Source organism: Cellulomonas sp. Leaf395 (assembly GCF_001424125.1).
Lineage (GTDB): Bacteria > Actinomycetota > Actinomycetes > Actinomycetales > Cellulomonadaceae > Cellulomonas.
Genome location: NZ_LMQI01000002.1, coordinates 49611 through 64681, shown reverse-complemented (window position 1 = coordinate 64681; position 15071 = coordinate 49611). Strand labels below are relative to the sequence as shown.

Annotated in this window: 14 protein-coding genes; all 14 read left to right on the top strand. The window is 73.0% G+C overall.

Features of this window, described 5'->3' with window-relative positions:
• Positions 1-49 precede the first annotated feature (49 nt).
• The 14 genes from ASG23_RS04585 to ASG23_RS04520 all read left to right on the top strand — a co-directional run bounded on the left by ASG23_RS04585 (position 50) and on the right by ASG23_RS04520 (position 15056).
• Complete coding sequence (locus ASG23_RS04585) at positions 50-1627, top strand: UDP-N-acetylmuramoyl-L-alanyl-D-glutamate--2,6-diaminopimelate ligase (RefSeq protein ID WP_056020958.1); 1578 nt, start codon at positions 50-52, stop codon at positions 1625-1627.
• Positions 1624-3075 (top strand): UDP-N-acetylmuramoyl-tripeptide--D-alanyl-D-alanine ligase, encoded by a 1452-nt coding sequence (locus ASG23_RS04580; protein ID WP_056020955.1) that lies wholly within the window; start codon positions 1624-1626, stop codon positions 3073-3075. The genes ASG23_RS04585 and ASG23_RS04580 overlap by 4 nt, the downstream gene beginning before the upstream one ends.
• Positions 3072-4154, top strand: coding sequence for a phospho-N-acetylmuramoyl-pentapeptide-transferase (mraY, locus tag ASG23_RS04575; RefSeq protein ID WP_056020952.1), 1083 nt, complete (start codon positions 3072-3074; stop codon positions 4152-4154). Before ASG23_RS04580 ends, mraY begins: the two co-directional genes overlap by 4 nt.
• Positions 4155-5591 (top strand): UDP-N-acetylmuramoyl-L-alanine--D-glutamate ligase, encoded by a 1437-nt coding sequence (gene murD / locus ASG23_RS04570; RefSeq protein WP_056020947.1) that lies wholly within the window; start codon positions 4155-4157, stop codon positions 5589-5591.
• A gap of 19 nt (positions 5592-5610) precedes the next feature.
• Positions 5611-6864: a putative lipid II flippase FtsW gene (ftsW, locus tag ASG23_RS04565; RefSeq protein ID WP_056020944.1), complete on the top strand. Its 1254-nt coding sequence runs from the start codon at positions 5611-5613 to the stop codon at positions 6862-6864.
• Between the two features lie 22 nt (positions 6865-6886).
• Positions 6887-7993, top strand: coding sequence for an undecaprenyldiphospho-muramoylpentapeptide beta-N-acetylglucosaminyltransferase (gene murG / locus ASG23_RS04560; RefSeq protein WP_056022557.1), 1107 nt, complete (start codon positions 6887-6889; stop codon positions 7991-7993).
• A complete protein-coding gene (gene murC / locus ASG23_RS04555; RefSeq protein WP_056020941.1) occupies positions 7990-9408 on the top strand; it encodes a UDP-N-acetylmuramate--L-alanine ligase in 1419 nt (472 codons plus the stop codon). Before murG ends, murC begins: the two co-directional genes overlap by 4 nt.
• Positions 9405-10403 carry a cell division protein FtsQ/DivIB gene (locus tag ASG23_RS04550; protein ID WP_082515825.1) on the top strand — a complete coding sequence of 333 codons (999 nt, stop codon included), beginning with the start codon at positions 9405-9407 and terminating at the stop codon, positions 10401-10403. The genes murC and ASG23_RS04550 overlap by 4 nt, the downstream gene beginning before the upstream one ends.
• Positions 10404-10638: 235 nt before the next feature.
• The gene (ftsZ, locus tag ASG23_RS04545; protein WP_056020938.1) at positions 10639-11901 is read left to right on the top strand and encodes a cell division protein FtsZ; all 1263 of its coding nucleotides are present in this window, start codon (positions 10639-10641) and stop codon (positions 11899-11901) included.
• A 6-nt stretch (positions 11902-11907) separates the two neighbouring features.
• Entirely contained in the window at positions 11908-12684 is a 777-nt protein-coding gene (gene pgeF, locus ASG23_RS04540) for a peptidoglycan editing factor PgeF (protein WP_056020935.1), read from the top strand.
• Between the two features lie 151 nt (positions 12685-12835).
• Positions 12836-13330, top strand: a complete 495-nt coding sequence (locus ASG23_RS04535; RefSeq protein WP_056020932.1) for a cell division protein SepF — start codon at positions 12836-12838, stop codon at positions 13328-13330.
• Positions 13331-13333: 3 nt separating this feature from the next.
• Positions 13334-13618, top strand: coding sequence for a YggT family protein (locus ASG23_RS04530; RefSeq protein ID WP_056020929.1), 285 nt, complete (start codon positions 13334-13336; stop codon positions 13616-13618).
• Positions 13619-13747: 129 nt separating this feature from the next.
• On the top strand, positions 13748-14431 hold the full coding sequence (locus ASG23_RS04525) for a DivIVA domain-containing protein (RefSeq protein WP_056022553.1): 684 nt from the start codon (positions 13748-13750) through the stop codon (positions 14429-14431).
• Between the two features lie 163 nt (positions 14432-14594).
• Entirely contained in the window at positions 14595-15056 is a 462-nt protein-coding gene (locus ASG23_RS04520; protein ID WP_056020926.1) for a TraR/DksA family transcriptional regulator, read from the top strand.
• Positions 15057-15071 lie beyond the last annotated feature (15 nt).

The window sequence follows — 15071 nt, the reverse complement described above, 5'->3', positions numbered from 1 at the left end:
GGCGTCACGGAGAAGCGGCGGCCTGCCCTGTGCAGGGTAGATTCTCCCCATGACGACCCCCGCTCGGATGCGTCCGCTGCATCCCGCGGCCCACGTGGTCGCCGACCTCCTCTCGACGTTCGGCCTGGTCGCGCGGGGTGCGCCGCTGGCGGCCGACGCCGTGCTGACCGGGGTGAGCCTGGCCAGCGGCGACGTGGTCGCGGGTGACGTCTTCGTCGCGGTGACGGGGTTCCAGGTGCACGGCGCCGCCTACGCCGCGCAGGCGGTCGACGCCGGTGCCGTGGCGGTCCTCACGGACGAGGCCGGCGCCGCGCGGCTGGAGGAGTCCGGCCTCGCCCGAAGGATCCCCGTCCTGATCGCCGAGGACCCGCGCGCGATCGCCGGACCGGTCGCCGCGTGGGCGCACGACGCACCGGGGGAGCGGCTGATCACGGTCGGCGTCACGGGCACCAACGGCAAGACCACCACCGCCTACTTCCTCGACGCCGCACTGCGGGCAGTGCATCCGACGACCGCCGTGCTCGGCACCGTCGAGCTGCGGATCGGCGAGGACGCCGTCGAGAGCCCCCGGACCACGGTCGAGGCGCCCGCCCTGCAGGCGATCCTGGCGCTGGCGGTCGAGCGGGGCGCGACGGCGCTCGCCATGGAGGTCTCCTCTCATGCGCTCGCGCTCGGACGGGTCGGCGGGCTGACGTTCGACGTCGTCGGCTTCACCAACCTGCAGCGGGACCACCTCGACTTCCACGGGGACATGGACGGCTACTTCCGCGACAAGTCGCGGCTGTTCGCCGTCGGGCAGGCGCGTCGTGGGGTCGTCGTCGTGGACGATGAGTGGGGTCGCAGGCTCGTGGCCGAGTCGCCGATCCCCGTCGAGTCCGTGGCGACGCACGTCGGAGAGCCCGAGGGCGAGGACGCGGACTGGGCGGTGATCGCCGCCGATATCGGTCTCGACGGTGTCGGCTCCACGTTCACCCTGCGCGGTCCGGACGGCGCGGAGCACCAGGCGGCGAGCCCGCTTCCCGGGAGGGTCAACGTCTCGAACGCGGCGCTGGCCATCGTGCTGGCGCACGCGGCCGGGGTGGACCTCGACGTGGCCATCGCCGCGGTGGCCGTCGCGCACGAGATCCCCGGACGCATGGAGCGGGTCATCGAGCGGGGCGACGGCTTCCCCCTGGCGATCGTCGACTACGCCCACACCCCCGATGCGCTCGTCCTGGCCCTCGACGCCGTCCGCCCGATCACGCCCGGCCGGCTCGTGCTCGTGTTCGGCTCCGACGGTGACCGCGACCAGGGCAAGCGCCCCATCATGGGCGAGATCGCCGCACGGCTCGCCGACGTGATCGTCGTCACGGACGAGAATCCGCGTTCCGAGGAGCCGGCGGCCATCAGGTCCGCCATCCTCGACGGGGTCCGGCTCCAGCGGCCGGACCTGGTCGACGTGCACGAGGCCACCAGCCGCGCACAGGCCATCCGCGACGCCCTCGACCTCGCCTCCGAGCAGGACACCGTGATCATCACGGGCAAGGGTCACGAGCCGACACAGGAGATCGCCGGCGTGTTCCACCGGTACAACGACCGCGACGTGCTGATCGCAGCGCGCACCAGCCGGCGGGAGCAGCGCGCGTGATCGCGCTGACGGCGGCCGAGATCGCGGCCGCAACCGGCGGTGTGCTGCGCGGTGCAGCGGCCACCGAGCCCGCCCTCGTCGTCAGCGGACCCGTCGTGGTCGACTCGCGCGACGACGTCACCGGCGGCCTGTTCGTCGCGTTGCCGGGCGAGCACGTGGACGGGCACGACTACGCCGCGGTGGCGGTCGCCGCCGGAGCCGCGCTCGTGCTCGCGGCGCGGGACGTCATCGGGTCCGGTGGGCAGGTGCTGCCGAGCGTCGTCGTCACCGACGTCGAGAAGGCCCTCGGTGACCTGGCGCGCGTCGTGCTGGAGCGCCTGCGCGAGGTCGCGCTCGAGCCCGGCGGCAGCGACCTGCGCGTCGTCGGGATCACGGGGTCGGTCGGCAAGACCACGACCAAGGACCTGCTCGCGCAGCTGTGCGGGAGCGTCGGGCCGACGATCGCACCGGTCCGCTCGTTCAACAACGAGATCGGTCTGCCGCTGACGGTCCTGCGCGCCGACGAGTCGACGCGCTTCCTGGTGCTCGAGATGGGCGCCAGCGGCCCGGGTCACCTCACCTACCTCACCGACGTCGCGCCGCCCGACGTCGCGGTGGTCCTCATCGTCGGGCACGCGCACCTCGGTGGCTTCGGAGGCATCGACGCGGTCGCCGTCGCGAAGGCGGAGATCGTGCAGGGCCTGGTCGCGGACGGGGTGGCCGTGCTCAACGCCGACGACCCGCGCGTGTCGGCGATGGCGGCGCTCGCTCCCGGCGACGTCGTGACGTTCGGCGCCGCCCCGGACGCGACGGTGGGCGTGCGTGACGTGCGCCTCGACCGCACCGGGCGGGCGGCGTTCACGCTCGTGCAGCGGGGCGAGACCGAGCGCACCGCCGAGGTGTCGTTGCGGCTTGTCGGCGAGCACCACGTGCACAACGCCCTCGGCGCCGCGGCCGCGGCGCTCGCCGTCGGGCTCGACCTGGACGAGGTCGCTGCCGGGCTCAGCGCCGCGGACGCCCTGAGCCCGCACCGCATGCACGTGGTCGACCGGCCCGACGGCGTCACCGTCGTCGACGACTCCTACAACGCCAACCCGGACTCCATGCGCGCGGCGCTCAAAGCGCTCGCCGTGCTGGCAGGACGGGACCGGCGCTCGATCGCGGTGCTCGGCGAGATGCTCGAGCTGGGGCCCGACGCGCGCGAGGCCCACGACGCCATCGGGCGGCTGTGCGTCCGGCTCAACATCGGCCTGACGATCGTGGTCGGCGACGGTGCGCGGGCCATCCGCGACGGCGCCAACCACGAGGGGTCGTGGGGTGACGAGGTGGTGCTCGCGGACGGCCTCGCCGTGGCGACGGCCTTCCTCGAGAGCGAGCTGCGGCCCGGTGACGTGGTGCTGGTGAAGTCGTCGTACGGCGCCGGCCTCTGGAAGCTCGGCGACACCCTGGTCGAGGGGGGCGCCCGATGAGGGCGGTCCTCATCTCCGGTGGCCTCGCGATGCTCATCGCGCTGCTGGGCACGCCTCTGTTCATCCGCTTCCTGGTCCACAAGCAGTACGGCCAGTTCATCCGGCAGGACGGACCGACCGCGCACTTCACCAAGCGCGGGACCCCGACCATGGGTGGCGTCGTCATCATCGGCGCGACGCTGGCGGGCTGGGTCAGCGGCCTGATCGTGACCGGGACCGCGCCGAGCGCCTCGGCCGTCCTCGTCCTCTTCCTGATGACCGGGCTCGGCGTCGTCGGGTTCCTCGACGACTTCATCAAGATCTCCCGGCAGCGCAGCCTCGGTCTCAGCGCACGCTGGAAGATCATCGGCCAGGGCATCGTGGGCATCACGTTCGCGGTGGCGGCCCTGCAGTTCCCCAACGACAAGTTCCGCACGCCTGCGTCCACGCACATCTCCTTCATCCGCGACACCAACCTGGACCTCGCGACCTGGGGCGTGACCGTCGGCACCATCCTGTTCGTCATCTGGGCGAACTTCCTGATCACGGCGTGGTCCAACGCGGTGAACCTCACCGACGGCCTCGACGGGCTGGCCACCGGCGTCTCCCTCATCGTGTTCGGCGCGTACGTCATCGTCGGCGTCTGGCAGTCCAACCAGAGCTGCCAGTTCCTGGCCAGCGCCGGGCCGCAGTGCTACGAGACGCGGGACCCGCTGGACCTCGCGGTCGTCGCGGCGGCCATCACGGGCGCGTGCTTCGGCTTCCTCTGGTGGAACGCCAGCCCCGCCAAGATCTTCATGGGAGACACCGGCTCGCTCGCGCTCGGCGGTGCGCTCGCCGGCCTGTCGATCCTGTCCCGCACCGAGATCCTCGCGGCGATCATCGGCGGCCTGTTCGTGCTCGTCGTCCTCTCGGACGTGATCCAGATCGGCTTCTTCAAGCTGACCGGGAAACGTGTCTTCAAGATGGCGCCGCTGCACCACCACTTCGAGCTGTCGGGGTGGGGCGAGGTGACGATCGTGATCCGGTTCTGGATCATCGCCGGGTTGTTCGTCGCGCTCGGGGTCGGGATCTTCTACGCCGAGTGGGTGGCCGGGTAGGTGGCCTCTCTCGTGCTGGAGGGCGCCCTGGTGGTCGTCGCCGGGCTCGGGGTCTCCGGTCGCGCCGCGGTCGAGATCCTGGCGTCCCGGGGTGCGCGCGTGGTGCCGGTCGACGACCACGCGGAGGACGTCATCGGCCCCGCCGAGCTGCTCGCGGGCACCGTGCTGGACCGGGCGGACCTCGTCGTCGCATCGCCTGGGCTGCCGCCGCACCACCCGCTCCTCGTCGCCGCCCGCGAGCACGACGTGCCCGTGTGGAGCGAGGTCGAGCTCGCGTGGCACGTGCGCGTCGGCCGCGCGGGCGGGGGCGGGCCGGCGCCGTGGCTCGCGGTCACGGGGACCAACGGGAAGACCACCACCGTGGGCATGCTGGAGTCGATCCTGCGCGCCGCCGGGGAGAACGCCGTGGCGGTCGGCAACGTCGGCACCCCCGTCGTGCTCGCGGCGACCGACCCGACGCTCGATGTCCTCGCCGTCGAGCTGTCGAGCTTCCAGCTGCACCACACGTCCTCGATGTCCGCGCAGGCGGCTGCGGTGCTCAACATCGCACCCGACCACCTGGACTGGCACGGGTCGCTCGACGCCTACGCCGCCGACAAGGGCCGCATCTTCGAGCGCGCCCAGGTGGCGTGCGTGTACAACCTCGCCGACGGCGCCACGCTGGACCTGGTCCGGGAGGCGGACGTCGTCGACGGCTGCGTCGCCGTCGGGTTCACCACCGGCACACCGCTGGTCGGGCAGGTCGGCCTGGTCGAGGACGTCATGGTCGACCGCGGCTTCGCGCGGCTCAGGCACACGCACGCGGCCGAGCTGGGCACGCTCGACGACCTGACCCAGCTGGCCGGCCCGGACGGCACGGTGCCGCCGCACGTCGTCGCCAACGCGCTCGCGGCTGCCGCGCTCGCTCTCGCGCACGGCGTCACCCCGGCGGCTATCCGCGAGGGGCTGCGCGCCTACGGACCGGGGGAGCACCGGCTCGCGACCGTCGCCGTCGTCGACGGCGCCGCCTACGTCGACGACTCCAAGGCGACGAACGCCCACGCAGCCTCCGCGGCCCTCGGAGCGTTCCCGGCGGGCAGCGTGGTCTGGATCGCGGGCGGCCTGGCCAAGGGCGCGCAGTTCGACGAGCTCGTCGCTGCCCGGCACGACCGCCTGCGGGCCGTGGTGCTGATCGGCGTCGACCGGTCACCGTTGCGTGACGCTCTCGCCCGACACGCACCCGACGTCCCCGTGGTCGAGGTCGACGCCGGTGAGACTGGCCCGGTGATGAACCGCGCCGTGGACGAGGCCAGGAGGCTCGCTTCCGACCCCCGCGCGTCGAGCCCGGTCACCGTCCTGCTCGCGCCCGCGTGCGCGTCGATGGACCAGTTCACGTCGTACGCCGCCCGCGGCGAGCAGTTCGCCGCTGCCGTGCGGGCCCTCGGCGGGGACGAGTGACGCGCCGGGAGGAGGAGCGATGACGACGACGACAGGGCGTCCCCGCGCGGCCTCCCGCGAGCGCCCCCCGCAGGCGGGTTCCTCTACAGGCTCGCTGCTCGGGCAGTGGAACAGTGCGGTCACCAGCTACTACGTGCTCATCGGCGCGACCGCGCTGCTGCTCGTCATCGGGCTGGTCATGGTCCTGTCCAGCTCGAGCGTGGAGTCGCTCGACGACGGGGACTCGCCGTACGCGGTGTTCCTCGACCAGGCGAAGTACGCGCTCATCGGTCTTCCCCTGCTGTTCGGGCTGTCCCGGGCGCCCGTGAGGTTCTTCAAGACCATCGCCTGGCCGGCGCTGGCGTTCTCGATCGCGTTCCAGATGGCCGTGTTCACCCCGCTCGGCTGCGGCGCCGGCGGCAACCAGAACTGGGTGTGCCTCCCGGGCTTCTCCGCGCAGCCGTCGGAGACCATCAAGCTCGCGCTGGCCATCTGGCTGGGCGCCGTCCTGACCCGCAAGCTGCCGCTGCTGCGCCAGTGGAAGCACGCCATGATCCCCGCGGTGCCCGTCGCCGGAGTGGCGATCCTCGTCGTCCTCGCCGGGCACGACCTCGGCACCGCCATGGTGCTCATCATGCTGGTCGCGGGCGCCCTGTTCGTGGCCGGGGTCCCGATGCGCATGTTCGCGTTCGCCGCGCTGCCTGCCGCCGGCCTGACCGCCTTCCTCACGACGACCAGCACCAACCGCACCGACCGGATCACGTCCTGGCTCTCCAACGAGTGCGACGCCGCGTCGGCGTGCTACCAGACCCTGCACGGCGCCTGGGGACTGGCCAGCGGCGGCTGGGGCGGGCTCGGCCTGGGGGAGAGCCGGGAGAAGTGGTCCTACCTCCCGGCGGCGCACAACGACTTCATCTTCGCGATCCTCGGTGAGGAGCTCGGACTCATCGGCACCCTGCTCGTCCTCGGCCTCTTCGGTCTGCTCGCGTTCGCCATGATCCGGGTGATCCGTCGGCACCCTGACCCCTTCGTCCAGATCACGACGGGCGCGATCCTGTGCTGGATCATCGGCCAGGCGATGGTCAACGTCGCCGTGGTGATCGGCCTGGCACCGGTGATCGGCATCCCGCTGCCGCTGGTCTCCGCGGGTGGCTCGGCGCTGATCATGACGATGGCCGCGCTCGGGGTGCTCATCTCGTTCGCGCGCTCAGAACCCGGTGCGGCGGAGGCGCTCGCGGCCCGGCCCGGGGTGGTCCGTCGGTCGCTGGCCGTGATCGGGCGGTCTCGTGGCTGACGCCCGGTCAGCGCCTTCGGTGCTGCTCGCAGGCGGCGGCACGGCTGGGCACGTCAACCCGCTGCTGGCGGTCGCCGACGAGCTCCGTCGCCGACGCCCGACCATCCGGCTCACCGTGCTCGGCACCGCCGAGGGTCTGGAGTCCCGGCTGGTCCCGGAGCACGGCCTCCCGCTGGCGGTCGTCCCGCGCGTCCCGCTGCCGCGCCGACCCACTCTCGACTGGTTCCGGCTGCCGGGGCGCCTGCGTGACGCGGTCCGGGCCGCGGGGACCGCGATCGACGAGTCCGGCGCGCAGGTGGTGGTGGGCTTCGGCGGCTACGTCGCGACGCCGGCCTACCTCGCGGCCCGGCGCCGGGGCATCCCGGTCGTCATCCACGAGCAGAACGCGCGCCCGGGTCTGGCCAACCGGCTGGGCGCCCGGTGGGCACGCTCGATCGCCGTGACGTTTCCCGGCACGGCTCTGCGGGGTGCGCAGGTCACCGGCCTGCCGCTGCGGGCGCCGATCGCCCGGCTGGTCGAGCAGCGCCTCGACGACCCCGTGGGGACGCGCGCCGCCGCCGCCGCCGAGCTCGGTCTCGACGCCGACCTCCCGACGCTCCTGGTGTCCGGCGGGTCGCTCGGCGCCGTGAGCGTCAACACCGCGGTCGCGGGAGCCGCAGCCGACCTGCTGGCAGCGGGCGTCCAGGTGCTGCACCTGACGGGCGCCGGCAAGGCGGACGCGGTCCGGGCCGCGCTGGCCGGGGTGCCCGGAGCCGAGCGGTACCACGTGCGGGAGTACCTGACGCAGATGCAGCTCGCCCTGGCCGTCGCCGACGTCGTCGTCGGGCGCTCCGGCGCCGGCACGGTGTGCGAGCAGGCCGCGCTGGGCATCCCCGCCGTCTACGTCCCGCTGCCCATCGGCAACGGCGAGCAGCGTCTGAACGCCGCGGCCGTGGTCGCGGCCGGTGGCGGGCTCCTGGTCGACGACGCCGACCTCGACCCCGCCTGGATCCGCACGCACCTGCGCGTCCTGCTGGTCGGCGACGGGGCCGCGGAGACGCGCGAGCGCATGGGCCGCGCCGCTGCGGGCGTCGGGGTCCGAGACGCCGCCGCCCGCGTGGCCAGGCTGGTCGAGAAGGAGCTGCCGTGAGTGCCGGGCAGCGCCCGACCGATCTCGGCCGGGTCCACCTCGTCGGTGTCGGTGGTGCGGGGATGTCCGCGGTCGCAGCGCTGCTCGCCGCCCGGGGCGTCCCGGTCAGCGGGTCCGACGCAGCCGACGGCCCGGCCCTGCCCGCGCTGCGCCAGGCGGGCGTCGCGGTGCACGTCGGCCACGACGCTGCGCTCGTCGACGACGCCGACACCGTCGTGATCTCGTCGGCTGTCAGGGAGACCAATCCCGAGCTCGCCCGAGCCCGTGAGCGCGGCCTGCGGGTGCTGCACCGCTCCGAGGCCCTCGCGTCCCTCATGGTCGACCGCGACGCGGTCGCGGTGGCCGGAGCCCACGGCAAGACCACCACCTCGGCGATGATCGCCACCGCTCTGCTGCACGCGGGCGCCGACCCGTCCTTCGCGATCGGCGGCACCGTGTTCTCCGCCGACGGGCCGCTCGGCGGTGGCCGGGACGGTGCCGGCCCGGCGTTCGTGGCGGAGGCCGACGAGTCCGACGGCTCGTTCCTCGCGTACGCGCCGCTGGTCGCCGTCGTCACGAACGTCGAGCCGGACCACCTGGACCACTACGGATCCACGGAGGCGTTCGAGGACGTGTTCGTCCAGTTCGCCGGCCGCATCCGGTCCGGTGGCACGCTCGTCGTGTGTGCCGACGACCCCGGTGCGGCACGGCTCGTCGACCGCGTGCGCGACACGCTCGCGGGACGCGACGTCACGGTCGTCACCTACGGCACCTCTCCGGACGCCGACGTCGTCGTGGGCGACCTGCGCGCCGACGCGGGCCGGTGGGCCTTCGAGCTCACCGCCGGTGACCTGACGACCACGGTGCGCCTCGCGTTCCCTGGGGCGCACAACGCCTTGAACGCCGCAGCCGCGTGGGCCACCGCCCGGCGCCTCGGCGTGCCCGACGCGGCCGACGGTCTCGCGGCGTTCCGCGGCACCGGTCGACGCTTCGAGGATCGCGGGACCGTCGGCGGCGTCCGCGTGGTCGACGACTACTCGCACCACCCGACCGAGGTCGCGGCGCTGCTTCGCGGCGCCCGCTCGGTCGTCGGCGACGGCCGAGTGGTCGCCCTGTTCCAGCCGCACCTGTACTCGCGCACCCGCACGTTCGCGGTCGAGTTCGGCGCCGCGCTCGACCTCGCGGACGTCGTGGTCGTCACGGACGTCTACGCTGCGCGCGAGGACCCGGACCCGTCGGTCACGGGCGCTCTGATCGTGGACAGCGTCCCGACGCCCGGCAAGGCGTCGTTCGTGCCCGACCGGTTCGATGCTGCACGTGCCGTCGCCGCGGCGGCACGTCCCGGCGACCTCGTGCTCACGGTAGGAGCGGGCGACGTGACGCTGCTGGCCTCCGTGGTGCTCGACGCGCTCGCCGGCGACGGACCGGGCGCATGAGCCCGTCGCGCCCGGCCGGTCCGCGCAGCCCGGCGCCCGGCCGGCCCGCCGCCCCGCGCCGCACGTCGGCCTCGACCCCGGCCGCCACGCCGGCGTCCCGCGGTAAGCCCGTGACCGCTCCGACGGCCACCGTGCCGCAGGAGGATCCCGCAGCCTTCAGCCGCGCAGTCACCACGTACAGCGCGGGAGGGGCGCGCGGCTATTCAGGGCCGGTCGCGCCGCCTGTGGTGTCCACCAGCTCGGAGGCGCGGTTCGCCGAGCGCTCGCGCGCCCGTCGCAACCTGGCGCGACGCCAGGGGCTGCTGGTCGCGGGCTCGACGGTCGTGGCCGGCGCGCTCGGGTGGCTGCTGTTCTTCTCACCGGTGCTCGCCCTCGACCCGGCGCAGGTGCACATCGAGGGCGCTGGGACCGTCGTCGCGGTCGACCAGGTGCTGGACGTCGTCGGCGCGCACGCGACCACGCCGCTCCCGCGCCTGGACACGGTCCGGCTGCGCGACGACGTGCTGGAGGTGCCCGGTGTCCGGGAGGCGCGGGTCACGCGCGAGTGGCCGCGCGGCATCGCCGTGGTGCTCGTCGCCCGTGAACCCGTCGCCGCTGTCCCCGAGCAGCCGAGCGCCCAGACGCCCGGGGTGCAGACCGGCCCGGCCGGTTTTGCGCTGCTCGACATGGACGGTGTGCAGGTGGGCCGCGTCGACGCCCCACCCGAGGGGTTGCCGGTGGTCGACGTGCCGGTCGGGGACAAGCGGACGCTCGGCGCGGTGCTGAGTGTGCTCCAGCAGCTGCCGCCGGACCTGCTCGCCCAGGTGGGCGACGTCTCGGCCCGCACGCAGGACACGGTGACGATGAACCTGCGCGACGGGGTGCGCGTCGACTGGGGGAGTGCGGGTCAGACGCCGCTGAAGATCGCGGTGCTCTCGGCCCTGCGGGCGTCTCCGGCCGCAGCCGGGGCGAGCGTCATCGACGTCTCCGCGCCTCGGCTGCCCATCACGAAGTGACGGACAGGCCCCGCTCGGGGGAGTAATTCTTCGCGCAACTCCCGACACGCGCGGCGCGGTCGTTGATCGAGGTGCGGACGACACCTAGCGTCACGCACTGACAACGCACCTGACATAACTATAACCCTCAAGTTGAGGGTGAAGGTTTCACCCCGACGCTCGTCCGCCGCCGTGCGGGCCGCGGACGGACCCCGTGGCCCCGGCCGCGACCGGCACAGAACGAGAGGCACCCACCGTGGCAGCTCCGCAGAACTACCTGGCGGTCATCAAGGTCGTCGGCATCGGCGGCGGCGGCGTGAACGCCGTGAACCGCATGATCGAGGTCGGCCTCAAGGGTGTCGAGTTCATCGCCGTCAACACCGACGCCCAGGCCCTGCTCATGTCCGACGCGGACGTCAAGCTCGACGTCGGCCGCGAGCTCACCCGGGGCCTCGGCGCCGGCGCCGACCCCGAGGTGGGCAAGAAGGCCGCCGAGGACCACAAGGACGAGATCGAGGACGTCCTGCGGGGCGCCGACATGGTCTTCGTCACCGCGGGCGAGGGTGGTGGCACCGGTACCGGTGGCGCGCCGGTCGTCGCCCGGATCGCCCGCTCGCTCGGCGCCCTGACGATCGGTGTGGTCACGCGGCCGTTCACGTTCGAGGGTCGCCGCCGCTCCGTGCAGGCGGACTCGGGCATCGAGGCGCTGCGTGCCGAGGTCGACACGCTCATCGTCATCCCGAACGACCGACTGCTGCAGATCTCCGACCGCTCCGTGTCCGTGCTCGACGCGTTCCACTCGGCCGACCAGGTGCTGCTGTCCGGTGTCCAGGGCATCACCGACCTCATCACCACGCCGGGGCTCATCAACCTCGACTTCGCCGACGTGAAGTCCGTCATGCAGGGTGCCGGCTCGGCCCTCATGGGCATCGGCTTCGCCCGCGGTGACGACCGGGCCGTGCAGGCGGCGGAGATGGCCATCTCGTCGCCGCTGCTGGAAGCCAGCATCGACGGCGCCCACGGGGTGCTGCTGTCCATCCAGGGTGGTTCCGACCTCGGTCTGTTCGAGATCAACGAGGCGGCCCGTCTGGTCCAGGAAGCTGCCCACCCCGAGGCCAACATCATCTTCGGTGCGGTCATCGACGACGCCCTCGGTGACGAGGTGCGGGTGACGGTGATCGCGGCCGGTTTCGACTCGGGCTCGCCGACGGTCCGCCGGGACGCGCGCGCACTCGGTCAGGTCAGCGGCAACTCGGCGCGGCAGGTCCCCGCAGCCGCCCCGAACGTCCCGACGCCGCGCCCGGTGGTCGACCCGGAGGAGCAGCTGGTGCGGGTCGGTGCCTACGCGCAGAACCACAACCCCGCCCCGACGCAGCCTGACGTCCCGGCCTTCCTGTCCACCGACGCCGAGCCGACGCCCATCACCGGCGCGCTGGAGGTGCCGCGGATCTTCACCGAGGACGCCCCCCGTCGCGACCGCGACCGCGACGAGCTGGACGTGCCCGACTTCCTCAAGTAGCCGACCGTGAGCGGAGCGCGGCCCGGGTCCGCCGTCCCGCCCGTCGTCGAGGTCGACCTCGGCGCGGGCGTGCGCGCGGGGTTCAGCACGCGGGGCGGCGGTGTCAGCCGCCCGCCCTACGACGCGCTGAACCTCGGCTACGCGGTCGGCGACGACCCGTCGGCCGTGGACCGGAACCGGGCCGGCCTCGAGCGGTGGGCCGGTGCGGCGGTGGCCTACGCCACGCAGGTCCACGGCTCCCGGGTCGTCGTCCTGTCGCACCCACCTGCGGCCGGTTCCACGTCCGTGGGCGAGGCCGACGCGCTGGTGTCCGTGTCGCCCGAGGTGGCGGTGGCGGTGCTCGTGGCCGACTGCGTCCCCGTCCTGCTGGCGGACCCCGAGGCGGGCGTCGTGGCCGCCGTGCACGCCGGCCGCCGAGGGCTGGTGGCCGGCGTGGTCGAGGCAGCCGTCGCGGCGATGGTCGAGCAGGGTGCTGCCGTCCGGCGGGTGCGCGCCGCGATCGGACCGGCGATCGCAGGGCAGTCCTACGAGGTGCCTGCGGCGTTGCAGGACGAGGTCGCCTCCGTCATCCCGCAGACGAGGGCGACGACGTCGTGGGGGACACCCGCGCTGGACCTTCCCGCCGGCGTCGCCGCGGTGCTGGACGCCGCGGGAGTCGAGAACGTCACGCACCTGGCGAGAGACACCTGGACGGACCCGGCGCTGTTCTCGTTCCGGCGCTCGCAGCGCACGGGCCGGTTCGCCGGCGTCGTCCGGCCCGTCGTGGTGAGGGATCTGAGGTGAACACCCAACTACGCGTGGCTGTCGGGCGTGTCGCGAGGCGGGCGGAACGGGGGCGTTGCTAGCGTGACCGGCAGAGGGAGCCCACCGTCGCCGGCTGGACCGGCAGGGGCTCCGGGGTGGTCCGGAGAGATCCGGGGAGGGAGCCAACGCGATGGCCGGAGCGCTGCGCAAGACGATGCTGTACCTCGGCCTGGCCGACGACCGGTCGGAGCACGAGGAGTACCTCGAAGAGCTAGACGACCAGGAGGTCGCGGTGCCGCAGGAGTTCGAGGCCCAGGTCACGCCGCTGCACCGGCCGACGCGCACGAGCCTGCCCACGCAGGCCGCGCCGCAGGCCGCTCCCGTCGCCGGCGAGCTCCGGCGGATCACCACGATCCACCCTCGCTCGTACAACGACGCCCGCAAGATCGGTGAGGCGTTCCGCGAGGGCACCCCGGTGATCATGAACCTGACGGACATGGACGACGCGGACGCCAAGCGCCTCGTCGACTTCTCCGCGGGCCTGATCTTCGGTCTGCACGGCGCGATCGAGCGTGTGACGAGCAAGGTGTTCCTGCTCTCGCCCGCTCACGTCGAGGTCGCCGGCGAGGCCGCCGGCCCCGTCGCCGAGCCGCCGACGCGCGCGGGCTTCTACAACCAGAGCTGACGCGTGCAACTCGTCGCAGCCCTGCTGTTCTACGTCGTCCTCGTCTTCTTCATCCTCCTTCTCATCCGGCTGGTGCTGGACTGGGTCCAGTTCTTCGCGCGGGACTGGCACCCGTCCGGTATCGCTCTGGTGATCGCCGAGGCGACGTACACGGCGACCGATCCGCCGCTCAAGGCGCTGCGGCGGATCCTGCCGCCGCTCGCCATCGGGTCGGTCCGGCTGGACCTGGCTTTCCTCGTGCTGGTGCTGGGCTGTTCCATCCTGATGAGCATCCTCAGCAGCATCTGATCCGACCCCCCGCGCGTCTTGATGCGTGTCACGGGGACGTGCGCGCGCCGCTTTCTCCGCTACCGTGGCCCGAGGCGGTCGGTGGACTGCCGCCGGCCCGACCGAGCACTACCGACTGAGGTGATGACGATGGCTCTGCTGACCGCAGACGAGGTCTTGAACAAGAAGTTCCAGGCCACGAAGTTCCGCGAGGGCTACGACCAGGACGAGGTCGACGACTTCCTGGACGAGGTCGTCAACACGCTGCGCGACCTGCAGGGTGAGAACGACGACCTGAAGACGAAGCTTGCTACGGCTGAGCGCCGTATCGCCGAGCTGAGCCGTGCCGGCGCCCAGCAGGCCGCACCGGCCCCGAAGCCCGAGCCCACGCCCGAACCCGTCCCGGCCGCCGCACCGGTGATCCCTGCGCCTGTCGCACAGCAGGCGCCGATCGTCGCGCCCGTGCAGAGCAGCCAGCGGACCAGCGAGCCCGAGTCCGCCACGGGGATGCTCGCACTGGCCCAGAAGCTCCACGACGACTACGTGCGCAGCGGCCAGGAAGAGTCGGACCGCCTGGTGGGCGAGGCCAAGAGCCAGGCGAACCGCATCGTCCGCGAGGCCGAGGAGACGTCGCAGCGCACGCTCGGTCAGCTGGAGCAGGAGCGGTCGCTCCTCGAGCGCAAGATCGACGAGCTGCGCGTGTTCGAGCGGGACTACCGCACGCGTCTCAAGAGCTACCTGGAGAACCTGCTCGGCGACCTCGACAACCGGGGCAACGCGTTGCCGCCGCGATCGGGCCAGCCGCAGACGGTCGGGGACGCCCAGAACCTCTGACGATCGCGTCCGGCGACCACCCGCCGGGACCCTCGCCCTGTATCACCACAGGTCAGGTCGACTGTTCCACCACGCCACGCCGGGTTTCACCCGGCGTGGCGTGTTGTGTCCCGGACTGTCCCCGCATACAGTCACGTGACTTCGAGGACAGGGGGGCCCGCTCGTGGCCATTAACGACGCGCTCAGCGCGGTCGACGTCAGCACGGACATCAAGGACCTGAGCAAGCTGGTCAAGCAGTTCCCGGTGCGCGACGGCGAGAAGCCGTGGACCGCGCGCGAGGTCAAGGACATCGCGGAAGAGCTCACCAGCGACATCGACCGGCTGACGAGCGAGCTCGCGGCTGCGGACGCCGAGCTGTCCGACCTGCTGCGCAACTCCGGTGACGGAGCGGGCGACGACCAGGCAGACTCCGGCTCGTCGGCGCTCGAGCGCGAGCAGGAGCTGACGCTCGTGAACAACACGCGCGACCTGCTCGCGCAGACCACCCGCGCGCTCGCGCGCATCTCCGCTGGCACGTTCGCCACCTGCGAGTCCTGCGGCAAGGCCGTCGGCAAGGCGCGCGTCCAGGCGTTCCCTCGGGCGACCCTCTGCGTGGAGTGCAAGCAGCGCGAGGAGCGCCGCTGACGCGCACGTAGACTC